Source organism: Bordetella genomosp. 1 (genome assembly GCF_002261335.1).
Classification (GTDB): Bacteria; Pseudomonadota; Gammaproteobacteria; order Burkholderiales; family Burkholderiaceae_B; genus Bordetella.
This window is the reverse complement of the sequence record NZ_NEVL01000001.1, coordinates 230,940-254,824: the sequence shown is the minus strand read 5'-3', so window position 1 is coordinate 254,824 and position 23,885 is coordinate 230,940. Positions and strand designations below refer to the sequence as shown.

Annotated in this window: 22 protein-coding genes; 7 read left to right on the top strand and 15 right to left on the bottom strand. The window is 67.0% G+C overall.

What is annotated here, in order from left to right; translation table 11 throughout:
* Positions 1-35: 35 nt before the first annotated feature.
* The 4 genes from CEG14_RS01165 to CEG14_RS25610 all read right to left on the bottom strand — a co-directional run bounded on the left by CEG14_RS01165 (position 36) and on the right by CEG14_RS25610 (position 4,340).
* Positions 36-1,508, bottom strand: a complete 1,473-nt coding sequence (locus tag CEG14_RS01165) for a DUF1254 domain-containing protein (RefSeq protein ID WP_256985547.1) — start codon at positions 1,506-1,508, stop codon at positions 36-38.
* 125 nt (positions 1,509-1,633) lie between these two features.
* Positions 1,634-3,103 (bottom strand): DUF1254 domain-containing protein, encoded by a 1,470-nt coding sequence (locus tag CEG14_RS01160; protein WP_094824524.1) that lies wholly within the window; start codon positions 3,101-3,103, stop codon positions 1,634-1,636.
* Positions 3,104-3,133: 30 nt separating this feature from the next.
* On the bottom strand, positions 3,134-4,018 hold the full coding sequence (locus CEG14_RS01155; protein WP_256985546.1) for a transporter: 885 nt from the start codon (positions 4,016-4,018) through the stop codon (positions 3,134-3,136).
* Between the two features lie 103 nt (positions 4,019-4,121).
* Positions 4,122-4,340 (bottom strand): hypothetical protein, encoded by a 219-nt coding sequence (locus tag CEG14_RS25610; RefSeq protein WP_143277156.1) that lies wholly within the window; start codon positions 4,338-4,340, stop codon positions 4,122-4,124.
* A gap of 255 nt (positions 4,341-4,595) precedes the next feature.
* Between CEG14_RS25610 and CEG14_RS01145 the strand changes: the two genes are divergently transcribed.
* The 5 genes from CEG14_RS01145 to CEG14_RS01130 all read left to right on the top strand — a co-directional run bounded on the left by CEG14_RS01145 (position 4,596) and on the right by CEG14_RS01130 (position 10,214).
* On the top strand, positions 4,596-5,882 hold the full coding sequence (locus tag CEG14_RS01145; RefSeq protein WP_094824521.1) for a hypothetical protein: 1,287 nt from the start codon (positions 4,596-4,598) through the stop codon (positions 5,880-5,882).
* Between the two features lie 157 nt (positions 5,883-6,039).
* On the top strand, positions 6,040-6,567 hold the full coding sequence (locus CEG14_RS01140) for a sigma-70 family RNA polymerase sigma factor (RefSeq protein WP_094824520.1): 528 nt from the start codon (positions 6,040-6,042) through the stop codon (positions 6,565-6,567).
* 67 nt (positions 6,568-6,634) lie between these two features.
* Complete coding sequence (locus CEG14_RS01135) at positions 6,635-7,600, top strand: FecR domain-containing protein (RefSeq protein ID WP_256985544.1); 966 nt, start codon at positions 6,635-6,637, stop codon at positions 7,598-7,600.
* A complete protein-coding gene (locus CEG14_RS26205; protein ID WP_179280520.1) occupies positions 7,573-7,719 on the top strand; it encodes a hypothetical protein in 147 nt (48 codons plus the stop codon). Before CEG14_RS01135 ends, CEG14_RS26205 begins: the two co-directional genes overlap by 28 nt.
* 86 nt (positions 7,720-7,805) lie before the next feature.
* On the top strand, positions 7,806-10,214 hold the full coding sequence (locus tag CEG14_RS01130; protein WP_256985543.1) for a TonB-dependent siderophore receptor: 2,409 nt from the start codon (positions 7,806-7,808) through the stop codon (positions 10,212-10,214).
* Between the two features lie 379 nt (positions 10,215-10,593).
* Here CEG14_RS01130 and glmS read toward each other — a convergent pair whose 3' ends face one another.
* Entirely contained in the window at positions 10,594-12,426 is a 1,833-nt protein-coding gene (glmS, locus tag CEG14_RS01125) for a glutamine--fructose-6-phosphate transaminase (isomerizing) (RefSeq protein WP_094824517.1), read from the bottom strand.
* 150 nt (positions 12,427-12,576) lie between these two features.
* On the opposite strand from glmS, the gene CEG14_RS01120 reads away from it, so the two are divergent.
* A complete protein-coding gene (locus CEG14_RS01120; protein ID WP_094824516.1) occupies positions 12,577-13,098 on the top strand; it encodes an Lrp/AsnC family transcriptional regulator in 522 nt (173 codons plus the stop codon).
* A 58-nt stretch (positions 13,099-13,156) separates the two neighbouring features.
* On the opposite strand, the gene CEG14_RS01115 is transcribed toward CEG14_RS01120, so the two are convergent.
* The 6 genes from CEG14_RS01115 to CEG14_RS01090 form a co-directional block, all read right to left on the bottom strand.
* On the bottom strand, positions 13,157-14,227 hold the full coding sequence (locus CEG14_RS01115; RefSeq protein ID WP_094824515.1) for a glycosyltransferase family 4 protein: 1,071 nt from the start codon (positions 14,225-14,227) through the stop codon (positions 13,157-13,159).
* Positions 14,224-15,546, bottom strand: coding sequence for a UDP-glucose dehydrogenase family protein (locus CEG14_RS01110; RefSeq protein WP_094824514.1), 1,323 nt, complete (start codon positions 15,544-15,546; stop codon positions 14,224-14,226). The genes CEG14_RS01115 and CEG14_RS01110 overlap by 4 nt, the downstream gene beginning before the upstream one ends.
* Before the next feature lie 105 nt (positions 15,547-15,651).
* The gene (locus CEG14_RS01105) at positions 15,652-17,034 is read right to left on the bottom strand and encodes an MFS transporter (protein WP_255032065.1); all 1,383 of its coding nucleotides are present in this window, start codon (positions 17,032-17,034) and stop codon (positions 15,652-15,654) included.
* Positions 17,031-18,401, bottom strand: coding sequence for a bifunctional UDP-N-acetylglucosamine diphosphorylase/glucosamine-1-phosphate N-acetyltransferase GlmU (gene glmU, locus CEG14_RS01100; protein ID WP_094824513.1), 1,371 nt, complete (start codon positions 18,399-18,401; stop codon positions 17,031-17,033). The genes CEG14_RS01105 and glmU overlap by 4 nt, the downstream gene beginning before the upstream one ends.
* A gap of 67 nt (positions 18,402-18,468) precedes the next feature.
* Positions 18,469-19,311 carry a PhaM family polyhydroxyalkanoate granule multifunctional regulatory protein gene (locus tag CEG14_RS26200; protein ID WP_094824512.1) on the bottom strand — a complete coding sequence of 281 codons (843 nt, stop codon included), beginning with the start codon at positions 19,309-19,311 and terminating at the stop codon, positions 18,469-18,471.
* A 52-nt stretch (positions 19,312-19,363) separates the two neighbouring features.
* A complete protein-coding gene (locus CEG14_RS01090) occupies positions 19,364-20,059 on the bottom strand; it encodes a glycine zipper 2TM domain-containing protein (protein WP_255032064.1) in 696 nt (231 codons plus the stop codon).
* 157 nt (positions 20,060-20,216) lie between these two features.
* On the opposite strand from CEG14_RS01090, the gene CEG14_RS01085 reads away from it, so the two are divergent.
* Complete coding sequence (locus CEG14_RS01085; protein WP_094824511.1) at positions 20,217-20,453, top strand: DUF3717 domain-containing protein; 237 nt, start codon at positions 20,217-20,219, stop codon at positions 20,451-20,453.
* Between the two features lie 116 nt (positions 20,454-20,569).
* Here the strand turns inward: CEG14_RS01085 and CEG14_RS01080 are convergent, their stop codons facing one another.
* The 4 genes from CEG14_RS01080 to CEG14_RS01065 are packed head-to-tail and all read right to left on the bottom strand — an operon-like array spanning position 20,570 to position 23,774.
* Positions 20,570-21,181, bottom strand: a complete 612-nt coding sequence (locus tag CEG14_RS01080) for an SCO family protein (RefSeq protein ID WP_094824510.1) — start codon at positions 21,179-21,181, stop codon at positions 20,570-20,572.
* Between the two features lie 27 nt (positions 21,182-21,208).
* Positions 21,209-22,105, bottom strand: a complete 897-nt coding sequence (gene cyoE, locus CEG14_RS01075) for a heme o synthase (protein ID WP_094824509.1) — start codon at positions 22,103-22,105, stop codon at positions 21,209-21,211.
* A gap of 25 nt (positions 22,106-22,130) precedes the next feature.
* Positions 22,131-23,159 carry a COX15/CtaA family protein gene (locus tag CEG14_RS01070; RefSeq protein ID WP_094824508.1) on the bottom strand — a complete coding sequence of 343 codons (1,029 nt, stop codon included), beginning with the start codon at positions 23,157-23,159 and terminating at the stop codon, positions 22,131-22,133.
* A gap of 3 nt (positions 23,160-23,162) precedes the next feature.
* Positions 23,163-23,774, bottom strand: coding sequence for an SCO family protein (locus CEG14_RS01065; protein WP_094824507.1), 612 nt, complete (start codon positions 23,772-23,774; stop codon positions 23,163-23,165).
* Positions 23,775-23,885 lie beyond the last annotated feature (111 nt).

Genomic DNA, 23,885 nt, shown 5'->3' with positions numbered 1-23,885 from the left:
ATCGATGGGGCCCTGACGGAGGCGCCGGACCGACTTCATTCGACCAGCACGAAATCATCCAGCTTGAACCGCTTCGTATTCAGCGCCTCCGTCGGGCCATAGAAGCGCATGGCCGGCAGCGGGCGCTTGCCCTCGGTGGGAATCCAGTTGCTTTCGTAGCCCGCCGGGGCGGAAGGTCCGATGAACAGCGTCACGCCGCCGTCGGCATTCTTCTTCATGCGGTCCACGTCGTAGGAGGACAACGTGGTGCGCCCGGACTTGCTGTAGATGAATGCATTGGTAGCGCGGTCGTAGACCGTCAGCGCCCAGAATTGCCTGACCGGCATCTGCGCCGGCACGTCGAGCCGGTAGCGCTTGCCGGCCTGCAGGGGCTTGCCGGCCGCGTCGGCAACGGCCATGAGGTATTGGGTGGCGGGGTTGTCGCCCAGCTCCTTCGGCATGTAGGTGCACCAGAAGTACTCGGCGGCGCGCTCGATCAGATCGATCCGGTCGTCATAGACGAACGTGAATCGTCGATTGCGGTCGGCCTGGAGCAGCGAGGCGTAGTGCCGGTCCGGCCAATACCGTTTTTCCGCGGGGAAGTTTTCGAACCACTGCTGCATGTAGAACCACGCATCGATGGCCGCCTGCCGCATCGCCTTGCGCGCCTTGTCGTCGGGCGTGAAAGGCTTGCCGTGCTCGATGCCCAGCGATGCCAGCATCCCCATCATCACCTTGTCATGCTCCTTGACCGGCTCGACGCTCAGGATGGCATGCATGTCGTGGAAGTGCCGTTCGTCGTAGAACGGCAAGGTCGGATACCGTTGATCGATCGGATCGACGAAGCGTTGCTCGGGCGGCGTCCGCGCCTGCGACAGGGCATACATGCGCAGCTTGCGTGCATAGCGGTACGCGTCTTCGGCGGTTTTCCCGGGGGCCGGCACCGACCTGAAGGCCAGCGATATCCGGTAGTTCGGCGACGCGACGTGGATATAGCCATCCGGCACTCGCTCGCCGTAGCCGGGCGGCGTGAACAGGAATCTGGCGCCCTTGCCTTTGTCCAGGCCCGAGGGCCCGACGTCGGCGATCGTGAATTGCCACGCGTCCACGACCTGCCCGTAGACGCTGCCGTCCGGTCCCGCCGGCGGTACCTCGAGCACGACCGGGCCGTTGCGCAGGTCCGTGAACGCCGTGATGTACGGCGTGGTGCTGTTCGCGGTGATCGCTTCCAGCCGCGGCGTGGCCGTCGCCGAGTACGCAATGATGTCGTTGTCCTTCAGGCCCAGCCCGTCGAATGCGGCGCGACGAAAGCTGTACATCGCCACGGCGGGCATGGCCCACAGCACCGCCTCGAAGGCGCGCTGATATCTGATCTGGTAGTCGAAGTCGGCGACCGATGCCGCGGCGCCGGCCGGTGGCTGCCCGCCCAGCGGCTCGGATTCATCGCCCGCGCCGACCGCCAGGGGCGCACCCCGGGCCGGCGCTGCGGAGACAGACGCCGAGGACGTGGCGGACAGCGCGCCCAGCACGGCAAGCCCGGAACGGGTGAACTCGCGACGCGTAAAAGACATGCAACCCCCACAAAAGCGTTCAGGCCATGCAGGCGCATGCCCCGTGCATTGCGGACGCGACGATTCGTCGCGTCACGGTGCGCTCATTGGCTCCGTTTCAGGTCCGGGATCTTCCATTTCCCGCTCAAGATGTCGTCGTTGGGCTGATACATGCGCAGGATCACATAGAAGGGACCCGTGGGCGCGGGCAGCCAGTTCGCAGCGTCTTCGCCAGCCGGCTTCTGGTGCTGGATGCGGATCGTCATCGAGCCGGTCTTGCCCTGGACCAGGCCTTCGGTGTCCGACCCGACCTTGTAGCGTTGTATCTCGTTGGCAACGAGCATCTTGTCGTCGGCGTTGTACATGGTGAGCGACCAGAAGGCGTTGACCGGCGGCAGCGTGTCGAAGGTCAGCGTGTACTGGTTGGCGCCGGTCAGCGGCTTGCCTTCGCTGTCGGTGTAGCGGATGGGGTACATCGCCTCCTTCTCGCCATTGCCCCCGAGATAGGGGCCGGCCACGACGGCGCGCAGCGGATAGTTGTAGCCGAAACTATCGAGTCCGGTGACCCAATCCCAGCCGCTGCGCTTGGTGCTGGTGCTGGCCAGCGAGGCCACGGCCACCGACGGCGCATCGTCGAGCCCGCGGATCATCCCTTTGCGCACGGCGGGGTCGAGCTTGGACGGATCGAAGCCCGATTTGGTGAGCCCGATCCGTTCGAACTGCGCGAACAGCGCTTCGTCTTCGACGCGGATGGGGTTGGCTTTCACCGCCTGGCCGAGGTGGGTCAGGAAGCCGAGCTCATCGTTGTCGATCGCGGGCAGCGGGGCCAGCGGCTTCCGGTCCGCACGAGCGGCGGGCTTGCCGGCTGCGCTCAATGGCGCGAGTTCGAAGCCACTTTGCACCGCTTTCAGTTTCTCGGGGGTTTCGCCCGGAACGACGCGCAGCCGGCCCCAGAGCCACACCTTGTCGGTGCTGACGTCCAGCCGCTTCGCGCCGGCGGGCAGATCGCCCTTCCAACCCGGCGGCACCAGCGCGAAGGTACCTGCCTTGGTGCCGGTGGCCCGTCGTCCGATGTAGTGCTGGAGCTCCTGGTACATGTTGAACACGTCGATCACGTAATAGCGATCCTGGGTATCCGGCACGGTGAGGATCCACGGCTCATCGAGCTGTACCACCGCGCTCATGTAGTACGTGTCGTTGTTGGCCGTCGGCATGTCCTTGGCTTTCGGGGACGCCAGTTCCGTTGCCCAGCCAATGGTATTCATGGGAGCGCGATAGCTCGTGGCCGGCTTCGGCGACGGAACGTCGGTGTACTCGCGCATGGCCCGTTCCATGCGCACCAGCGGATAACCCCAGGTATAGGCGGAAACCGCCAGCTGATAGCCGTCGACCTCCATGCCCTTTTCCACCACGTCGGGCGTGCCGGGCGTGGACAACAGTTTGTCCGGAAAAGGGGCCGCCACCGACAGGTTGACGCTCGCGAGCAGTGCCGCGCATACCCATCCCGCCTTCGCGCCATGGCGTCGGATAATGGTGGAAAGCCTGGCCACGCGAAAATGAAAACCGGTATTCATGCTTGCCCCTGAAAATCTTGCTGGATGGACTTACCTGGGAAACAGCAGCGTGACGGTAAAGCGCCCGCCCCAACCGCGCGGCCCGCGCTCCGGCGACTCCGCCCAATAACGCAGGCCAACCTGGAAGCTGATGGGCTGATCGGCGATTTTCGTGACTTTCGATACCTGGAAATTGACCGGCACCGACCATTCGGAGCGGTTCCAGTCGTACGTGGATTCGGTATTGAGGGCGTATGTGATCGCGTCGGGCGTCGTGTAGGCCAGAAAGGGCTGCAGAAAGGTGGACGACACGCCGGGCCGCGAGGACTGGCCCGCATATGACCAGATGTGGTTTGCGAGCCCGCCGTATGTCCAGGGGCCGTTCTGCTGCAGCACCACGCCCGTCGGGCCCGCGCCCCATTTCTTGCCGCCCAGCTGGCTGTCGGTGGCGGTCGGCACGAGCAGGGCCGGCCCCAGGCCCCAGATCGTGCCCGCTGCCGTGGGCTTTGCGGGCGAAAAGAAGAAGCTCTGCACCGTGTCGCCGAGGCCGCTCTGGCTCGCGCCATCGGCCGTGACGCCGCTCTGCCAGGTGACGGGCAGGATGGTGCGGGAAATCAGGTTCCAGTCTTCATTCAGCGTGATGGGCACCACGGGTTGAATGTTGAGCGTATTGCGGTGTCCGTTGCCATCGGGGCCCAGACCTCGGTCATAGTTGTACTGAAAAGGAATGCTGATCAGGGCCGCGACGGGATTGCTGAGCTGTTTCGCCAGCTCCTGGCTGTCGGCGCCAGCGGCAGGTCCTGCCACTGCCGAAAATAATCCGGCCATTATCCAGCCAGCGGCATGACGACCGTGCCGCCGCCACGCACTCCAGGAAAAGGAGGCCAGGGATCTTGCTCGCCGGACGTTTCTGTAATTCGTTCCAGCGGAAGACATGACTGCTCCTTGTGAGGTCGGAGGGTGACCGCGTCCAACGGAATCTCGTGCGTCGCAATATGACTCTATCTGTACAACATGTTCGCGGAATCGGGAATATCCATTACTTCTTCAAATATTCATTTTGATACGAGCGCGGCCAACAGATCACCGAGATGTTTGCCGCGCTCGATAACTTCGAGTTCTGGTGGGACATCGTGACGCCGTAAGGGGGGGCGGAGCGGGCCACCCGCTCCGCCAGCGCTATCCTGGCCCAGGGGCGGATCGTGCCGGCCGGTGGCAACAGAATCCAGCGCAGGCTCGCATCAGCGCGCACATCCATGGCGCGCGCCGCGAATGGCGTCAGCCGGACTCCCGGCTGCCGGTAATATGCGCGTATACCGCCAGACTCCGCGCCAACCAGGAATCGATCCGTGACCCGCGTCCGCCACTCATCCGCTCTGCCCGTCTCCGCGCCGCCGCTCGCCGCCAGCGCGCCACGGGAAACGGCGATGCGCGCGACGCGGATGGCGCGGTGCCTGCACCGCGCCGACGATCCGGCGCGGCTGATGCCGGCCCTGCCAGGCAAAGGTCGGTAATGGGCAGCCCGACCGACGCACGCAAGCAATGGCGTGCGCAGCAGCGTGCGCAGCGTCTGGACGATGCCGAGACGCAACGCGCCGCGCTCGAGGCGCAGGCGGACGCGGCACGGGCGTGGACCGACCACGCGCGCAGGGCGCCCACGGTCGCGCGCGTGTCGTGGGCGGGCGTCGAATTCGAGGTGCTCAACCTGGAACAGGCTCAGCGCCTGCTCGCACGCATTCGCGACACCGACAACGCGGCGGCATATGCATTGATGGACGAGGCTGCCCAGGCGCGCTTTCCCCTCGACGACACGCGCCAGTGGGTGTTTCTGGCCGCCAATGGGCCCGTGCGCGCCGCCACGCTGGACCTGCCCGACTCGCTGCCGGACCATCCGCGGCTGCGCGTGGCGGGCTGGATCTTCCGCGCCGGCCTGCAGGCGCGGCGCGTCAGCGTGGGCGATGCGGCGCAGCTGCACGATGAGGCGTCGCATGACGAGGCGGGCGGCCCATGGCTGATCGTGGACGGCCCCTGCGACCTCGCGTTGCTGTTGCTGCCTGCCGGCAAGCACGCGTTCACCTCGGGCCTTGCCGTGCACACGCTGCTGGCGCGCGACTACCGTTGCCGCATCCTGGTGCGCGGCCGCCTCGACGCCGCGTGCCTGATCGCTGCGGGCGGCGATGTGTGCCTGACCGAGGCGCCTCGCATCGACCTGCTGGCCACCGATGACGCCAACCCCGATCGAGCCCGCATCATGTCGCGTCACGGCCGCAGCTATCGTTTTCATCCGCCCACGCATTTGCTCGACGAACTCGTCACGCCCGCCCGGCTGCGCCGCGACGCACGCGGCCATGCGCGGCTCGCGCTCGATCTCAGCGGGATCGAGGATGCGCAGGGTCTGCTGCGCTCGCGCGCGCAGATCGACGCGGTCTATGCAGGATTCGCCGAAGAGTTGGCGCAGGCATTGGAAGACCTGGCGGCGCGGCTGCGCGGCGCCGGACCCGCACGACTGGCGGCGCGGTTCGGCGGTGGTCCGGCGGACGAGGCGAGCTACGAAGAACGCGCGGGCGCAGCGCGGGAACTGGTGCGGCAGATCGCCCATTCGGTCGACGTGCGCGTGAGCGCCACGCAGCCCGCGCCCGACGCACCGGTCTCCCTGCGGCTCGAAGCGCTGACCGCACCCGTGCGCGAGCGCCACGTCCGCGAGGCCACGCCCGCCGACGATGACGCGGAGGCGCTCGCCATCAAGCGCGCGCTGCGCGCGGCGATCGAGCGGCTGCGGCGGCAGTACCCCTCGGCATGAGGGCCTGCACGCCATAGGTCGACAGCCCGCCCGCGCTTGCCGCCGTACACCATGCATTTCCCAATGCGTTATCATTCGCCTCAGATTTTGAAATACGAATTAGTTTCGTTTACAAAACTTGGACGGAGAGGCCCCACCGCCGCGGGCCGAAAAGAACATGAAGGCTGAAGGATACGGTGCGGCACCGTCCATGGCAGTGATCTATTGCGATCACCACGAATGGCTCCAAGGATGGCTCCGCCGCCGCCTGGGCAACGCGGCGGACGCCGCCGACCTGGCTCATGACGCCTTCCTTCGCTTGCTCAGCAAGCCGGCCTCTCAAGGATTCAAGAGTTTTCCGGAAGCACGCGCCTATTTACGAGCCATGGGCAACGGCCTGTGTGCGGACTTCTGGCGGCGGCGTGAAGTCGAACAAGCCTGGCTGGACGCCCTGGCCGCGCGCCCCGACGCTTTCGAACCGTCTCCCGAGCAACGTGCATTGATCATCGAAACGCTGATGGAAATTGGCACGATGCTGAGCCGCTTACCGCAGAAGGCCGCCACGGCCTTCATCATGGCGCAGGTGGACGGCGTGCCCTACCGCGACATCGCCCAAACCCTGCAGGTGTCAGAGCGCATGGTTCAAAAATACGTCGCCCGGTGCATGTTGCAATGCGCCCTGATCGAAGCCGGGGTAAGCAGGTGAACGGATGGCGCCGCCCTCGCATAATTCGCCTTCCGACATTTTGGCCCCGCCCCCGGCGGTCGGTGCAATGAAAGCCGATTTCGACAGCTTGCAACAGGCCGCCGACTGGTTCGCGTTGTTGCGTGCAGATGGCGTGACCGAGGGGGACAGGACCGCGTGGCGAACCTGGCTGCACGAACGGGCCGAACACGCGACCGCGTGGCATCACATCGAAGCTGTCAGCCAGCGGTTCGAGCCGCTGCGCCAAGGGGGGACCGAGGCGGCGCTCGCGGGCGCCGCCTCGGCGCGCAAGGCTGCGCTCAAGCGGCGCCAACTGCTAAGCACGGGCGCCATCGTATTGGGCACGAGCGTGTTGGGCTGGCTGGGCTGGCGTCACACGACGTTGCCTGGCCTGGCGTTGACGTTCGCCGCCGACTATTCCACGGGTACCGGTGAACGGCACGACCTGCTGCTGGCAGACGGATCAAGAATCTGGCTCAACGCGCGCAGTGCCCTGGATGTGGACTACCGCGGCGCCGCGCGCCGCTTGACGCTGTGGGCAGGAGAGATCCTGATCGAAACAGCGCCCGACCTTGCGCACCGGCCGTTCTATGTCGAGTCGCGCTTTGGACGAATGCAGGCATTGGGCACGCGCTTCAACGTGTGCCTGACGGAAAGCCAGGTCCAGTTGGACGTCTATGAAGGCGAAGTGGCGGTACGCAACCCTGCCGGCGCGTCGGTGAATGTGGTTGCGGGCGGCCAGGCCCGATTCAATGCCGAAGCGATTCTGTCCACCGAGCAAGCCGACCCCGCCCGCGAAGCGTGGAGCCGGGGCGTCGTGCTGGCTGACAACCTGCCCTTGAAAGCGCTCATCGATGAACTGGGCCGATACCGCAAGGGCTATCTGGACGTGGCGCCAGAAATCGCCGACATGCTCGTTATGGGCGTGTTCCCTGCCGACGACTCCGACCGCGCCCTGGCCATGCTGGAACGCAATCTGCCCGTGCGCGTGCAGCGGCCGCTGCCATGGTGGACGTCGATCGTCGCGCGCTGACCACCAATTTCTTCCAAATAGCAGTTCGGGTTTTTGAATCTCATCCGATTTACGGAATGAGAGAAGATCAGATCGACACGTCGATGGCCTCCCTCTCGCTGTTCACCACCACGCTTTGAGGGATTTCCGTCTTATGCTTCGCCGCCGTACCCACCTCTGCACCGACCGCACATTCATTCCCGCCCCGCGTTTTGCGATCCGGCCCATGGCGCTCGCCCTGCACATGGCTGCTACCGGCTTGATCGGCGGCACGACGGTCTGGGCGCCTTTGGCGCACGCACAGCCCGCCGACGTCCGCGACTACGCCATCCCGGCGGGTCCCTTGACCGCCGCACTCAATCAACTGGCCGCGGACGCCGGCGTGTTTCTGACCGCGCCCGGCACACTGACCCAAGGCAAGGCCACGCCCGGTTTACAAGGGCGTTACACCGTGCAGGCCGCCTTTCAGACGCTGCTCACGGGTTCCGGCCTGCAAGCCGTGCGGCAGGCAGATGGGGCGTACACCTTGCGCGCGGAGAGCACGGACGCGAGCGCGGCGACGATTCTGGAGCCAGTCTCCGTATTCGGAAACTTCGACGCGCACGTCAGCGAAGGCACGGGCCGCTATACCGTACCGGTCAGCAACACCGCGACGAAGATGAATCTGTCGATCAAGGAAACGCCGCAATCGATCAGCATCATCACCCGGCAACAGATCGAGGATCAGCAGCTCAACAGCATGACCGATGTGCTGAACCAGACGCCGGGCATCACCATGTCCCAGGACGGCGGCGAGCGCTTCAACATCTATTCGCGCGGCAGCGCCATGGACACTTACCAGCTGGATGGCGTGACGACCACGCAGGTGAACCAGTCACGCACCATGCCCAGCACGTTGCTCGATATGGCGCTCTATGACCGCGTGGAAGTGGTGCGCGGCGCCACCGGTCTGATGACGGGCGCGGGCAGCCCGAGCGGCACCGTCAACCTGATCCGCAAGCGGCCCACCCATGAGTTTCAGGCGTACGCGCAGGTGGGCGTGGGCTCGTGGGACATGTATCGCGCTGAAGCCGATATATCGGGACCGCTGGTCAGCAACGGCAAGCTGCGTGGCCGGCTCGTGGCCGCCAAGCAGGACAATCACACATTCATGGATGCATATACGCAAGACAAGGACGTGCTGTATGGCGTCGTGGAAGCCGACCTGACCGATTCGACGATGCTGCGCTTTGGCATTGACCACCAGCAGTACAAGGCGATGGGTGCACCGGGTGTTCCGCTGATTTTCACCAACGGCCAGCAGACGCACTTCACGCGCTCGACCAGCTCCGGCGCCCGCTGGATGTACGACGAATTCAAGACCACCAATTACACGGTGAATTTCGAACAGGCGCTGGCACATGACTGGCAGTTCAAGGTCGCAGCCAACTACATGGACGTGGACCGTTCCAATCTGAACGGTTCGTATCGTGTGGGTTCCGGACGATCCTTTCTGGACCAGGCCACGGGCAACGCTGGCATGCTGGCCTACCGGGCAGGTGCGACGCAAACCCAAACGGGTGTGGACGTTACGATCCAAGGTCCCTTTGAGCTGGGTGGACGAACGCATGAATTCATCGCGGGCTTCAACTTCCAGGACTACGAGAACAAGCACAAAGGCTGGGACGTGGGCGTGTCCACGGTCAACTTCTACACCTGGGGCAACAACATGGCCCGGCCAGGCGACACCGGCACAGTCGGCGAGATCTTTAACGTGAAATCGCGCCAGAGCGGCAGCTACGCGGCATTTCGTCTTAACCCCATCAACGACGTGCATCTGATTCTTGGTGCGCGGCGGTCCGATTACAACTACGACTACTACTACGAGAGCCCAACCGACAATTTCCTGCAAACCTACAAGATGCGTGCGCGCGGCGAAATCACCCCCTACGCCGGCATCGTCTATGACCTGACGCCCGAACAATCGGTCTATGCGAGCTACACCGACATCTTCCAGCCGCAATCGTCCCAGGATCGCAACGGCAACGTCCTCGATCCGATTGTGGGCAAGAACTACGAAGTGGGCTGGAAGGGGGAATTCCTGAACAGCCGGCTGAACACCAGTGTGGCCATATACCGGTCGCAGAAGGACAATGTCGCGGAACTGGACGCGGGCTACACTGTGCCGGGAACGGACAACTCGGCCTATCGGGCGGCCAAAGGCGCCAGGACCACGGGCATCGATCTGGAAGTGGCCGGTGAAATCCTGCCGGGCTGGAACATGCATGCGGGCTTCAGCCATGCCAAGAGCGAAGACGCACAAGGTTCGCAGCTGCTGACCCAATTGCCGGTCAACACGCTGCGCCTGTGGACAACGTACCGGCTGGGCGGCGCCTGGAACGGGCTGACGGTAGGCGGAGGCGTCGACTGGACGTCGAAGACCTCGTTGTACTTCAGCCGCTATGACAGCACGGTCCGGCAAGATGCGTACACGGTGGTGAACCTGATGGCGCGCTACCAGTTCAATAAGAAGCTGACGGCAACATTGAACATCAACAACTTGTTCGACAAGACCTACTACCAGGGCATTGGCGGCAGCTATGGCCACTACGGATCGCCACGGTATGCTGCCGTGACGCTACGCTACGACTTTTGATCTACGGGAGCGGCCGAAGTTGTCGCACCGGCCGGCCAGCCTGCATCAGAGTGAAGAACAAGCGGCGCGTCGATCCGCCCGATGCGACAGAGCCCCCCTTGCGTGAAGCAAATGTCTGAAATGGGTCGAAGGCGGCCAGTCTTCGACGTCCGCTAGCCCCTCGTTCACTGAGACGCCCGATCCCTGACACCGCCGGGACAGCGCACCGCGCGCTCAGCGCTGACCGTGCGCACAAAAAAGAGGGCCGCTTTGCGGCCCTCTCCCACACTCTGAGCATCCACGAGCCCGCCTCAGCCACTCAATCGGCTGCGGTATGGTGCGTCCGAGGCGCGACCGACTTTATTTCTCGTTCTCAACGCCAGAACCGACCTCCCCAGCCTCACTCCACCGTGACCGACTTGGCCAGGTTGCGGGGCTTGTCGACGTCGGTGCCGCGCACGCAGGCGGTGTGGTACGCCAGCAGTTGCAGGGGCACGGTGTGCAGGATCGGGGAGAGCATGCCGTAGTGCTCGGGCATGCGGATCACGTGCATGCCTTCCTCGTTGTTGATCTTGCTGTCGGCATCGGCGAACACGTAGAGTTCGCCGCCGCGGGCGCGCACTTCCTGCATGTTGGACTTCAGCTTCTCGAGCAGCGCGTCCTTGGGCGCGATGGTGACCACGGGCATCTGGTCGGTGACCAGGGCCAGCGGGCCGTGCTTGAGTTCGCCGGCCGGGTAGGCTTCGGCGTGGATGTAGCTGATTTCCTTGAGCTTGAGCGCGCCTTCGAGCGCGATCGGGTAGTGCATGCCGCGGCCCAGGAACAGGGCGTTTTCCTTGGTCGCGAAGCGATCGGCCCAGGCGATGATCTGCGGCTCCAGCGCCAGCACCGAGCCGATGGCGGCGGGCAGGTGGCGCAGCGCCTTGAGGCATTCGGCTTCCTGCTCCGGGGTCAGCAGGCCGCGCGTCTGGGCCAGCGTGAGCGTGAGCAGATACAGGCCGGTGAGCTGCGTCGTGAAGGCCTTGGTGGAGGCCACGCCGATCTCGACGCCGGCGCGCGTGATGTACGACAGCACGCACTCGCGCACCATGGCGCTGGTGGCCACGTTGCAGATCGTGAGCGTGTGGTTCATGCCGAGCGAGCGCGCGTGCTTGAGCGCGGCCAGGGTGTCGGCGGTCTCGCCCGATTGCGAGATCGTGATCACCAGGGTCTTGGGGTTCGGCACGCTGTCGCGATAGCGGTATTCGCTGGCGATCTCGACCGCCACGGGAATCTGCGCCATCGATTCGATCCAGTACTTCGCGGTCATGCCGGCGTAGTAGCTGGTGCCGCAGGCCAGGATCAGGATGCGGTCGATGTCCTTGAAGATCTTGAACGCCTGGTCGCCGAACAGCTCGGGCGTGATGGCGTCGATGTCCTGCAGCGTGTCGCCCACGGCGCGCGGCTGCTCGAAGATCTCCTTCTGCATGAAGTGGCGGTAGGGGCCGAGCTCGGCCGCACCGGTGTGCACGTGCACGGTGTTGGTCTTGCGGTCCACCGGCTTGCCGTCGGCGTCCACGATCCAGACCTTCTGCAGTTGCAGGTCCACCACGTCACCGTCTTCCAGATAGATGATCTGGTCGGTCGTGCCGGCGAGCGCCAGCGCGTCGGAGGCGAGGAAGTTTTCGTTCTTGCCCAGGCCCACCACCAGCGGCGAGCCCTGGCGGGCGCCGACCACGCGGTGCGGTTCGTCGCGGCAGAACACGGCGATGGCATAGGCGCCATGCAGGCGACGCACGGCCTGCTGCACGGCTTCGAACAGGTCGCCGTTGTAGAGATGGTTCACCAGGTGCGCGATCACTTCGGTGTCGGTCTGGCTCTCGAACACGAAACCGGCCTGCTGCAGCTCGGTGCGCAGCTCGGCGTAGTTTTCGATGATGCCGTTGTGCACCAGCGCGATGCGCGGCTCGTCCTTGCCGATGGCCGAGAAGTGCGGGTGGGCGTTGTACGTGGCCGGGGCGCCATGGGTGGCCCAGCGGGTGTGAGCGATGCCGGTGAAGCCTTGCAGGCCTTCCTCGGCCACCTGGTCGGCAAGCTCGGCCACGCGTTGGGTGCTGCGGGTACGGCGCAGATGGCCGTCGGTGTGGAGGGCCACGCCGCAGGAGTCATAGCCGCGGTATTCGAGCCGCTTCAGGCCTTCGACCAAGATCGGGGTGATGTCGCGCTGGGCGACGGCGCCTACGATGCCGCACATGTGCAGTGCTCCTGAGAAAGAGAAAGTGGACGCATTGTGCATCCCCGATCAAGAAATTAGATTTCTATATTTAGCCCGATCTGAAAGATTAATTTCTTACAGGAACGTGATTAAATATAATTTCTCTACAGCCTGATTTATGAACGAATCATGCAAAACGAACCGAATTCTCCCGATTCCGGGCCCGCCGCGGTCGCTCTGGACGACCTGGACCGCCGCATTCTGGAACAACTGCAACAGGACAGCTCGCTGACCAACCAGGACCTGGCCGAGCGGGTGCACGCCTCGCCGCCCACCTGCCTGCGCCGGGTGCGGCGCCTGGTCGAGACCGGCGTGATCGAGAAGCAGGTGGCCATCCTGGCGCCGGCCGCGCTGGGCAGCACGCTCACCGCCATCGTCGAGATCACGCTCGACGTGCAGGCCGCCGAACGCCTCGACGAGTTCGAGGCGGCCCTGATGGCCGAGCCCGCGGTACTCCAATGCTACCGGGTTTCGCCGGGTCCGGACTTCGTCGTGATCGTGCAGGTGCGCGACATGCCGGCCTATCACGCGCTGGCGCACCGCGCCTTCACGGCACACGCCAACGTGCGCAACGTGCGCACCTTCTTCTCGGTGCACCGGGCCAAGTTCGAGACGCGCATCGCGCTGCCGCCGGCCCCGCCCGCGGCCTGAAGCGGCAACGAAAAGGGCGGCCCGCAGGCCGCCCCGTCGCACGCACGCCGCGCGGCACTCAGCGGCGCGGATTGTCCGCCAGCAGGCGCTCGAACTGCGCCAGATAGCGCCGGCCCATTTCGGTGACGTCGTGCTCGGTCTTGACGTAGGCATAGGCGCGCTCGACGACCTCCTCGCGGAACGCCGCGTCATCGAGGCAGCGCGCCATGCCGGCCGCCATGGCCTGGTAGTCGCCCACCTTGACCAGCACGCCGCGGCCATCGGCCAGGCTTTCCTTGAGGCCGCCGGCGTCGGTGGACACCACCGGCACCCGCTGCAGGAACGCGTCGAGCACGCTGCTGCCCAGGGCCTCCTCGAGCGAGCTCATCACGAACACGTCCATCACGCTGTAGAAGTCTTCGACGCCCTTGCGGAAGCCGGCGAAGCGATAGACGTCTTCGATGCCCAGGCGCTGCACCTCGGCCCGCGCCGCCGCTTCCTGGTCGCCGCCCGCGCCGAAGTGCACGAACACGAAATCGGAACGCGTGCGCGCCAGTTCGCCCACCGCGCGCACCTGCGTGAGCGGGTCTTTGTCGAACACCAGCGCGGCCGTGTTGGCCAGCACCTTGCGGCCGGCGAGCTTGAATTCCTCGACCAGCGCGGCCACGTTGGCCTGGTTGATCGCGTGCGGCTCGACCGCGCTGCGGATGATCACGGGCTCGATGCCGAGGCGACGCGGCTCGCTCGCGGCCATCTCGCTGATCGCCACCATCAGATCGACGTGGCGCCACTTGAAGCCGGTCTTCCACTGCTCGTTGGGCTCGACCACGAACGAGGTGCGGCGCGAGAACACCACCGGACGGCGATGCAGCGGCTTGGTCAGCACCAGCCAGGTGTTGGTGTTGGCCGTCTGGCTGTGCAGGATGTCGTAGCCCGCGCCGTGGCGCGCCAGGAAGCCCAGCTGCGCCGGCACGTTGCGCACGCCATGCACCGTGAAGCCCTCTTCGGCGGCGCGCTGCGCCAGCGGGCCGCCCGCGCGGCACAGCAGCTCGACCTCGTGGCCGGCCTTGCGGAACGCGCGCATGCAATACAGCGTCTGGCGCTCGCCGCCGCGCCAGCCCTTCTCGAAATTGAGCTGCAGGATTCTCATTGGCGGCCGATCCCTTCGTATTCGAAGCCCTGCGCGTGCACCTCGGCGGGGACCCACAGGTTGCGGCCGTCGATGATGAGCGGACGCGCCAGCAGGCTGCGCACGCGCGCCATGTCGGGCGCGCGGAACACCTTCCACTCGGTCACGATCAGCAGCGCATCGGCGCCGGCCAGCGCCTCGTACATGTCGGCGGCCATCGCCACCGCGCCGTTGCCGGCGAGCGACCTGGCCGCCTGCGGCATGGCGACCGGGTCGTAGGCCTTGATGCGGGCGCCGCGCCGCGTGAGCTCGGCGATCAGCGACAGGCTGGGCGCCTCGCGCATGTCGTCGGTGTTGGGTTTGAAGGCCAAGCCCCACACGGCGAAGGTGCGGCCGGAGAGATCGTCGCCGAAGCGCGCGACGACTTTCTCGGCCAGGCGCAGCTTCTGCGCGTCGTTGGCGGCCTCGACCGCCTCGATCACCCGCATCGGCACGCCCTCTTCGGTGCCGGTGCGCAACAGCGCCTGCACGTCCTTGGGGAAGCAGGAGCCGCCATAGCCCACGCCGGGGTAGAGGAATTGATAGCCGATGCGCGGATCGGCGCCGATGCCGCGCCGCACCTGCTCGATGTCTGCGCCCAGCTTCTCGGCCAGGTTGGCCATTTCGTTCATGAACGAAATGCGCGTGGCCAGCATCGCGTTGGCGGCGTATTTGGTGAGCTCGGCCGAGCGCACGTCCATCACCATCAGGCGCTCGTGGGTGCGCTGGAACGGCGCGTACAGGCGCCGCATCACGTCGACCGTGTAGGGGTCGTCGGCGCCGACCACGATGCGGTCGGGGCTCATGAAGTCGGCGATGGCCGCGCCTTCCTTGAGGAATTCGGGATTGGACGCGACGGTGAACGGCAGCTCGACGCCGCGCTCGGCCAGCACCTCGGCCATCGCGGCGCGCACGCGGTCGGCGGTGCCGACGGGCACGGTGGACTTGTCGACCACCACCTTGCGGCCGTCCATGTGGCGCGCGATGTTGCGCGCGGCGGCCAGCACGTATTGCAGGTCGGCCGAGCCGTCTTCGCCGGGCGGCGTGCCCACGGCGATGAACTGGATGTCGCCGAACGCCACGCTGGCGGCGACGTCGTCGGTGAACTGCAGGCGGCCGCCGGCCACGTTGCGCTTGACCAGCTCGTCGAGCCCGGGCTCATAGATCGGGATCTCGCCGGCCTTGAGCATCGCCACCTTGGCCGCGTCGACGTCCAGGCACATGACGTCGTTGCCCATGTCGGCCATGCAAGCGCCCGACACCAGTCCTACGTAGCCGGTTCCGACGACCGTGATTTTCATGCGTTATTGCCTCTGTGGATCTGCGGCAAAGCGCCGCCACGCTAGGCCGCATTATAGAGGCGGGCGCATGACAGGCCGCTGCACGCGGCCCCGCCACGCCCCCGCTCAAACCGTGGGCAGACCGATCTTCTTGGCCCGCCGCACGGTGTTCACCACCACCGCCAGCCCGGCGCAGACGGTGCCCAGCAGCAGGGCCACGGTCGGGCCGTGCGTTGTGGGCAGGCTGAACGCGATCGCCACCAGGGCGGTGCCGAAGCTCTGGCCGAACACGCGGGTGGTGGCCTGCAGCCCGCCCGAGGCGCCGCTGCGCTCGCGCGGCGCCGAGGACAGCATGGCGCGGTTGTTGGGCGTCTGGAAGAAGCCGAAGCCGCAGCCGGCGATGAACATGCCGGCCATGATCCAGGCATTGCCGGCGCTGTGCGGCAGGATGGTCAGCCACAGCATGCCGACCACCATCGCGGCGGCGCCCACGCCGCTGAGCGAGGCCGCCGAATAGCGGTCCGACAGCCGGCCGGCGAAGGGCGCCACCAGCGCGGTGCCCACGGGCCAGGCCGCCATCAGCAGCCCCACCTCGAGATGCGGCCGCCCCAGCACCTGCTGGAAGTAGAACGGCAGCGCCACGTAGGAGGCCATCTGCGCCGCGAAGGTGCAGGCAGAGGCCGCCACCGCGAAGGCCACCGGCCGGATCCGCAGCAGGTCCACCGGCACCAGCGGCGCGGTCTGGCCGCGGGCGCGCCGCACCAGCACGAAGCCGGTGACCGCGGCGATCGCGATCAGGCCGATGCCCCGCAGGGGATCCTGGCCCAGCATGTCGACGCCGGAGATGAACACGCCGAGGGTCGCCATGCACAACAGCGCCGCCACCCAGTCGAGCCGCGACTTGCTGCGCGGCACTTCCGGCAGGAAGCGCAGGCCGAACATGGCGAGGATGCAGAACGGCAGGTTGACCGCGAAGATCCAGCGCCACGGCGCCACGGTCAGGATGAAGGAGCCGATGGTGGGCCCGAGCACCGACATCACCGCCACGGTGGTGGCGTTGATGCTGATGCCGCGCCCGAGCAGGCGCAGCGGATAGATGTTGCGCACCAGCCCGCCGAACATGCACATCAGCGTGGCCGCCCCCACGCCCTGGAACACCCGCGCCATGCTGAGCTGCCAGAGCGATTGCGACAGCGCACAGGCCAGCGAGGCCAGCGTGAAGAGGGCCAGGCCGAACGTGAACATGCGGCGAAAGCCGATGCGCTCGGCGAGCGCCGACATCGGCAGCAGCATCATCACCACCGCCAGGTTGTAGGCGTTGATGACCCACACGGCCTGCGACGGCTGCGCGTGCAGGTCGGTGGCGATGGTGGGCAGGGCGACGTTGGCGATGGTGGCATCGAGCACCGAGAGGCTCATGCCGACCATCACCGTCGCCGCGGCGTAGTAGCGCCGCGGCGTGGGCAGGCCGTCGGGCGGTGCGCCGCTGGGCGCGCCCGCCGTGGTCACGACTTCTTGGTCGGGCGTTTCCAGCCTTCGACCGTGGTCTGCCGGGCACGGGAAACCGTGAGCTTGTCGGCCGGCGCGTCGCGGGTGAGGGTCGTGCCGGCGGCCAGGGTGGCGCCGCGGCCCACGCGCACGGGGGCCACCAGCTGCGTGTCGGAGCCGATGAAGGCGTCGTCTTCGATCACGGTGCGGTGCTTGTTCACGCCGTCGTAGTTGCAGGTGATGGTGCCCGCGCCCACGTTCACGCGCGCGCCGATGTCGGTGTCGCCGATGTAGGCCAGGTGATTGGCCTTGCTGTCTTCGGCGACGATGCTGTTCTTGATCTCGACGAAGTTGCCCACGTGGGTGCGCGGACCGAGGTCGGCGCCGGGACGCAGCCGTGCATACGGGCCGATGCGGGCATCGGCGCCCACCTTGGCCTGCTGCAGGTGGCTGAAGGCCTCGATCTGCGCGCCGGCCTCGATGGTGACGTCGCGCAGCACGCAGTGCGGGCCCACGCGCACGCCATTGCCCAGCACCACATTGCCTTCGAACACGCAGCCCACGTCGATGAACACGTCGCGGCCGCAGGTGAGCGTGCCGCGCAGATCGAAGCGCTGCGGGTCGGCCAGCGTCACGCCGGCCTCGAGCTGGCGGCGCGCCTGCTCGTCCTGCCAGCGGCGCTCGAGCTGGGCCTGCTGGACGCGGCTGTTCACGCCCAGCGTTTCCCAGCTGGCGCCCGGTTGCGCGGCGCTGACCGGCACGCCGTCGGCCACGGCCAGGCTGATGATGTCGGTGAGGTAGTACTCGCCCTGGGCGTTGTTGTTGTCGATGCGCGTGAGCCAGTCTTTCAGCTTCGCCGTCGGCGCGCACAGGATGCCGGTGTTCACTTCCTTGATCGCGCGCTGGTCTTCGTTGGCGTCCTTGTGTTCGACGATGCCCACCACCTGGCCGGCGTCGTTGCGCACGATGCGGCCATAGCCGGTGGAGTCTTCGAGCACTTCGGTGAGCACGGCCACGCCCTGGCCGCGCGCCTCGAGCAGCTTGCGCAGCGTCTCGGGCTGCACCAGCGGCACGTCGCCGTAGAGCACCAGGGTGACGTCATCGGCGCCATCGCCCTCGAGCAGTTGCGGCACGGCCTGCTGCACCGCGTGGCCGGTCCCGTGCTGCGGCTGTTGCAGCGCGAAGGCCAGCTCCTGGCCGGCATAGGCGCTCTGGACGCGCTCGGCGCCGTGGCCCACCACCACGATCACGCGGGCGGGATCGAGCTGGCGCGCGCTGCCGAGCACGTGGCTGAGCATGGGCTTGCCGGCCAGCGTGTGCAACACCTTGGGGAGATCGGACTGCATGCGCTTGCCCAGTCCGGCGGCGAGAATGACTACATTGAGCATAGAACCAACAAGTGAGAGGGCGGACGCCGCTGGCGTCCGCGGGATTCAATGGGGAAGTGCGCCGCCCTCAGGCGGAACGGCGCGCGGGTTTGACGGAGGTCTTGGCCACGCCGCGCGCGGCGGGCTTGGCATCGGGCTTGGCGGCCTTGGGCGCGGCGCGGGTGCCGGCCTTCTTGGCCGCCGGCTTGCGCGGCTTGGCGGGGGCCTTGGCCGCGGGCTTGGCGGCCGCGCCTTCCTTCGCGGGCGGCTTGGCGGCCGCGACGGCATCGGGCGTGCCGGGCGTGCCGAAGCCGGGCATGCCGCCCGCCTCGCCCATCATCTGGGGCAGGGTGGCGGCGGTGGCCGCGGCGATCTGGTTGAACTGCTGCTGCAGCAGGCCCCACCAGGCCTGCGAGGCCTCGGTGGCGGCGGCGTTCACGCGCTCGGACTGCTGGAACGCCGACTCGGCCGCGGCATCGGCCTCGGGCGGCTCGCCGGCGGCGTTGGCCGCGGGCGCATCCTGCGGCGCCTGGCCGCGGGCGGGCTTCAGGCCCAGCGCCACTTCGAGCGGCGACGGATCGCCGGGCGCGGGCGTGGCGCCCGTCTGCATGCTGGACACGCTGCCCACGAACGAACGCAGCGTCGAGATGGTGGCGCGCTGCACCTCCATGCCCTGGATGGTAGAGGACAGCATCTGCAGGTTGAGCCGCAGCCAGCCCTCCACCGTGCGCAGTTCGGCAATGCGGCGCTCCAGGTCTTCGAGGTTGAGCGGCGGCGTCATGGGCAGCGCCTGGGACAGGCCGCCCGGGCCTGCCAGGCCGGCCCAGGCCTGGCGCATCATTTCCATGCTGGCGAGCAGCGGATTGCCCGACAAGTCGGAATCCTGGCCCATGCCGGGCAGCACGAACGGGTTGGTGTTCGGATCGCTCATTGGGTCTCCTGTGCAGTGTCGCTATGGCCGGGGCGGGCTCGGGTGGCGGGGCTCAGCGCGGCAACAGCTGGTCGTTTTCGACGCGCACCGGCGCGCCGGTGGCGAAGGCGAACGGCTGGGCGCTACGGAAGGTGCGCTGGCTGCCATCCTCCATGCGCACGATCGCCTCGTAATGCGTCACCGTCTGTTGCTGCCTAATATTACGCTCGACTTCGCGGCCTGCCAAAGCGCCCCCCACCGCGCCGAGCACGGTGAGCGCATCCTTGCCGTGGCCGCCGCCGAACTGGTTGCCGACCACGCCGCCCACGACGCCGCCGGCCACCGTGCCGACGATGTGATTGCTGTCATCGCGCTTGGCCACCTGGACCGTGCGGATCGAGGCGACGGTGCCGCAGCTCGGGCACGCCACGGCCTGCGGCGCGGCCTGGGGTGCCGGGGCGGCCTGGGCCGTGCGCGGCGCCTGCGCCACGTGCGAGGGCAGGCCATTCTGGGCGCGCGGGCCGGCCGCGGCGTTGGGCGCGGCCGGCGCCATGTTCGCGGCCTCGGGGCCCGCCAGCACGGCCTGCTCGGCGCTCTGCGGCAAGGGATCGCCCGGGCGCTGCTGCGCGCCGATGTTGGGCAGCCAGCCCATGATCGCGGCGACGGCCACCGTGCACAGCAGGATCACGGAGATGGCGGCGGCGGCAAAGAGCGGGTGCAGGGTGCGGCGCGGACCCGGTCCGGCTGATCCCATGGACGGATTGGTCATGGTGCGCTCCATTCGTAACGGTAACGGCCCGTTGTATAGCACCCCCGCCGCGCCGCTGCGGTTTCGGCGTATTGCGTTGGTGACCCTTTGCAAATCCGCTTTCGGTCCATGTCCCGGTCCGGGTGGACAGCCCGGCCCATTCTGGGACAATGAACGGATGCAAAACCCCGAATCGCCCATCACCCTGCCCGCCCTGGAGCAAGCCATCAATTACTGGCGCAACCGTCTGCCCGCCCAGGGCGAAGACGCCCGCCTGTGCGCCGAGGCCGCCGCGCTGGCGGTGCCGTATGCCGACATGATCATGGCCCACGCGCACGAGCTGCCGCGCGCCGCGCTGTCCGAGGCCGCCCGGGCGGCTTTCCAACAATGGGAAGGCGCGCTCAAGGGGGCCTGACCCGGTCCGCCCGGCCCTCGCCCGGTTCACCAAAGCGCACAAAAGAAACAGGCGCCCTACGGGGCGCCTGCATCGTTTCGGCCCGTCCGGGCGCTGCGCAGCCGCCGGGCCGCGCCTTACTTTTCGTCGATCAGCAGCTTGAGATCGTGGGCCACGGCATCCACGCCGATGGTGCTGTTGGCCAGCACGCGCGACTCGCCCTTCGGATCGAACAGGTAGAAACCCGCCGAGTGATCCATGGTGTAGGTGGAGCCATCCTTGCTGGGCACCTTGGCGTAATAGGCCTTGAACGAGGCCGCGGTCTTGCGCACCTGCTCTTCGGTGCCGGTGAGGCCCAGGAAGCGCGGATCGAACGTGGTTACATACTGCTTCAGGATCTCGGGCGTATCGCGCTCGGGATCGACCGACACCAGCAGCACCTGCACGCGGTCGGCGTCCGGGCCGAGCTTCTGCATGACCTGCGACAGTTCGGCCAGCGCGGTCGGGCAGACGTCGGGGCACTGGGTGAAACCGAAGAACACCACCAGCGCCTTGCCGGAGAAGTCGGCCAGCTTGCGCGGCGTGCCGTTATGGTCGACCAGGTCCAGGCCCTTGCCCAGCTGCGTGCCGGTGATGTCGCTGCCCTTGAACGGCAGCTTGGTTTCGCCGCAGGCGGCCAGGGTCAGGGCGACGGTGGCGGCAGCCGCGGCGCACAGGATGCGGCGGCGGACAGGGGACAACAGGGACATCGGGCAAAACCTCCGGAGGACGGGGGATCAGACCAGCAGCGCCGAGACCCAGTGATCCGCCAGCAGCGCGGCAAACAGCACGGCCAGGTAGAGGATCGAGAAACGGAACAACCGGCGCGAACGTTCGTCGGTGTAGTAGCGGTAGAGACCCCAGGCGTGCGCCACGAAGATCGTGCCGAGCACCACGGCCACGGCCAGGTACAGCAGGCCGCTCATGCGGATCACGTAGGGAATCAGCGTGACGGCCAGCAGCGCACAGCTGTAGAGCAGGATCTGCAGGCGCGTGTACTTGCTGCCGTGCGTGACCGGCAGCATGGGCAGGCCCGACTGCTCGTAGTCCTTGCAGCGGTACAGGGCCAGCGCCCAGAAGTGCGGCGGGGTCCAGATGAAGATGATCAGCACCAGCGCCCAGGCCTCGGCCGGCACGGCATTGGCCACCGCGGCCCAGCCCAGCGCCGGCGGCATCGCGCCCGACAGGCCGCCGATCACGATGTTCTGCGGCGTGCGCGGCTTGAGGATGACGGTGTAGATGACGGCATAGCCCACGAAGGTGGCGAACGTGAGCCACATCGTGAGCGGATTGACCAGGTGGTAGAGCACCAGCATGCCGGCGCCGCCGAGCAGGCCCGACAGGCCCAGCACCTGGGTCGAGGAGATCGTGCCCTGCGCCGTGGCGCGGCGCGCGGTGCGCGCCATGCGCGCGTCGACTTCCTGCTCGATCAGGCAATTGATCGCAAAGGCCGCGGCCGCCAGCAGCCAGATCCCGAGCGTGCCGAACACGACCTTGTTGAGGTCGGGCACACCGGGGACCGCGAGAAACATGCCGATGACGGCGCAAAAGACGGCAAGCTGCGTCACCCGCGGCTTGGTCAGCACGAGGTATTGACGCAGCAGACCCTGTTGGGGAGCAGCGATTGTGGACATGATGCGGGCTATTTTACCAACCAAGTCAATGACTTGCCGGGGCAAATTGTCGCACCGGCGGGCCGCCGGCCGTGGCCAGCCGCACCAGGGCCACCACGCAGGCCAGCACCAGCCCCGCCGCGCCGCCGTTGTGCAGCACCGCGATCAGCAGCGGCCACTGGAAGAAAATGGTGGTCAGGCCGGTCAGAAGCTGCGCAGCCAGCAGCGCCAGGATCAGCCGGGCCGGGCCGCGCACCCCGTCGACCTTCTGCATTTTCCAGGCCAGGATCCCCAGATACACCAGCACCACGGCGGCGAAATTGCGGTGCACCCAGTGGATCGCCGTGAGCGCGTGCTGGGAGATCATCTCGCCGGACGGCAGCTCGCCCAGGCCCCGGATCACCGAAAAGCCGCCATGGAAGTCCATGTCGGGCACCCATTCGCCATGGCAGGTGGGGAAGTCCATGCAGGCCAGGGCCGCGTAGTTGGTGCTGACCCAGCCGCCCAGGGTGACCTGGATCGCCAGGATCCCGAGCCCGAAGGCCAGGGGCGCCAGGAAGCGGATGCCCTGGGCCGGCACGGGCAGGTGCGGCCGCTCGCGCGCGGCCAGCCAGGTCATCAGCGCCAGCAGCGACAGGCCGAGCACCAGGTGGGCGGTCACCACGGCGGGCATCAGCTTGTGGGTCACGGTCCAGGCGCCGAAGGCGCCCTGGATGCAGACGGCCACCAGGCTGACGGTGGCCAGGGTGGGGGTGCGGCCGAGCACCCGGCGGTGGCGCCACGCCATGAACACGATGGCGATGATGAGCATGCCCAGGAACGCGCCCACGTAGCGGTGGATCATCTCGATCCAGGCCTTTGACAGGGTCACGGGGCCGAACGGCATGGCCTGCGAGGCCTGGTGGATGTCGCCCATGGCGCCGATCGGCGTCACGCTGCCGTAGCAGCCGGGCCAGTCCGGACAGCCCAGGCCCGAGTCGGTCAGGCGCACGAAGGCGCCGAACATGATGAGATCCAGCGTCAGGAACCAGGTGAAGAAAACGAGCTTGCGATAACGCTCTTTGATGCGATCCATGAATCAGCCAATACGCGAGTTGTACAAAAGCCGGCTGATGTCCTTGCGCACCGACACGCCATCGGCGTTGTCGGGGAATCGCAGCATCAGGTTGCCCAGCGGGTCAACCACCCAGATCGGGCCCAGCAGCGCGGACGCGTCGCCGCCCGCGGCCTCCGTGCCGAGCAGGAAAGGCCGCAATGCGTCGGGGCGTGCCCGCACCATCACCGTGCCTTGGTAGGCGTTCAGCACCTTGTCGGGCACCGGCGCGTCGTCGGTGATGATCCACACCCGCGCGACCCGGTCGACATTCTTGCCCTGGGCCGCGTGGGAATTGCGCGCGACGAAGAGTTTACGCGCACATGATTCCGGGCATGCGCCCTGGTCCACCGAGAGCAGCACCCACTTGCCGTTCAGGCTGCGCAGGTCGAAGGGCTTGCCGTCGAGCGTGGTGAGGCCGAGCGCGGCCGCCTCCGGCACCGGCCGCTGCGGCTCGACCAGGGCGCCGTAGTTCTTCGCGTCCTGCGGCCACCACTGCGGATTGAAGTACACGACGAAGGCCGCCACGATGGGCGCCAGCGCGCACAGAAACACCAGCACGAGCGGCGTGATCGAGCGCTTGGGAGGAGTGGACATGGTGGTGGCAGCCAAGGTGTGAGTCCGTAGAGTGGGTCGCGGGTCGGGCCGGTGCCGCGGTGACGCGAGCCGGGCCGGAAAAGCGCAAAGACAGTGCACGATACGACAAGG

Coding starts and splice junctions, on each gene's coding strand:
- CEG14_RS01160 (WP_094824524.1), bottom strand. CDS start 3,103: ATGAATACCGGTTTTCATTTTCGCGTGGCCAGGCTTTCCACCATTATC.
- CEG14_RS01155 (WP_256985546.1), bottom strand. CDS start 4,018: ATGTCTTCCGCTGGAACGAATTACAGAAACGTCCGGCGAGCAAGATCC.
- CEG14_RS25610 (WP_143277156.1), bottom strand. CDS start 4,340: ATGGATGTGCGCGCTGATGCGAGCCTGCGCTGGATTCTGTTGCCACCG.
- CEG14_RS01145 (WP_094824521.1), top strand. CDS start 4,596: ATGGGCAGCCCGACCGACGCACGCAAGCAATGGCGTGCGCAGCAGCGT.
- CEG14_RS01140 (WP_094824520.1), top strand. CDS start 6,040: ATGAAGGCTGAAGGATACGGTGCGGCACCGTCCATGGCAGTGATCTAT.
- CEG14_RS01135 (WP_256985544.1), top strand. CDS start 6,635: ATGAAAGCCGATTTCGACAGCTTGCAACAGGCCGCCGACTGGTTCGCG.
- CEG14_RS26205 (WP_179280520.1), top strand. CDS start 7,573: ATGGTGGACGTCGATCGTCGCGCGCTGACCACCAATTTCTTCCAAATA.
- CEG14_RS01130 (WP_256985543.1), top strand. CDS start 7,806: ATGGCGCTCGCCCTGCACATGGCTGCTACCGGCTTGATCGGCGGCACG.
- glmS (WP_094824517.1), bottom strand. CDS start 12,426: ATGTGCGGCATCGTAGGCGCCGTCGCCCAGCGCGACATCACCCCGATC.
- CEG14_RS01120 (WP_094824516.1), top strand. CDS start 12,577: ATGCAAAACGAACCGAATTCTCCCGATTCCGGGCCCGCCGCGGTCGCT.
- CEG14_RS01115 (WP_094824515.1), bottom strand. CDS start 14,227: ATGAGAATCCTGCAGCTCAATTTCGAGAAGGGCTGGCGCGGCGGCGAG.
- CEG14_RS01110 (WP_094824514.1), bottom strand. CDS start 15,546: ATGAAAATCACGGTCGTCGGAACCGGCTACGTAGGACTGGTGTCGGGC.
- glmU (WP_094824513.1), bottom strand. CDS start 18,401: ATGCTCAATGTAGTCATTCTCGCCGCCGGACTGGGCAAGCGCATGCAG.
- CEG14_RS26200 (WP_094824512.1), bottom strand. CDS start 19,311: ATGAGCGATCCGAACACCAACCCGTTCGTGCTGCCCGGCATGGGCCAG.
- CEG14_RS01090 (WP_255032064.1), bottom strand. CDS start 20,059: ATGACCAATCCGTCCATGGGATCAGCCGGACCGGGTCCGCGCCGCACC.
- CEG14_RS01085 (WP_094824511.1), top strand. CDS start 20,217: ATGCAAAACCCCGAATCGCCCATCACCCTGCCCGCCCTGGAGCAAGCC.
- CEG14_RS01080 (WP_094824510.1), bottom strand. CDS start 21,181: ATGTCCCTGTTGTCCCCTGTCCGCCGCCGCATCCTGTGCGCCGCGGCT.
- cyoE (WP_094824509.1), bottom strand. CDS start 22,105: ATGTCCACAATCGCTGCTCCCCAACAGGGTCTGCTGCGTCAATACCTC.
- CEG14_RS01070 (WP_094824508.1), bottom strand. CDS start 23,159: ATGGATCGCATCAAAGAGCGTTATCGCAAGCTCGTTTTCTTCACCTGG.
- CEG14_RS01065 (WP_094824507.1), bottom strand. CDS start 23,774: ATGTCCACTCCTCCCAAGCGCTCGATCACGCCGCTCGTGCTGGTGTTT.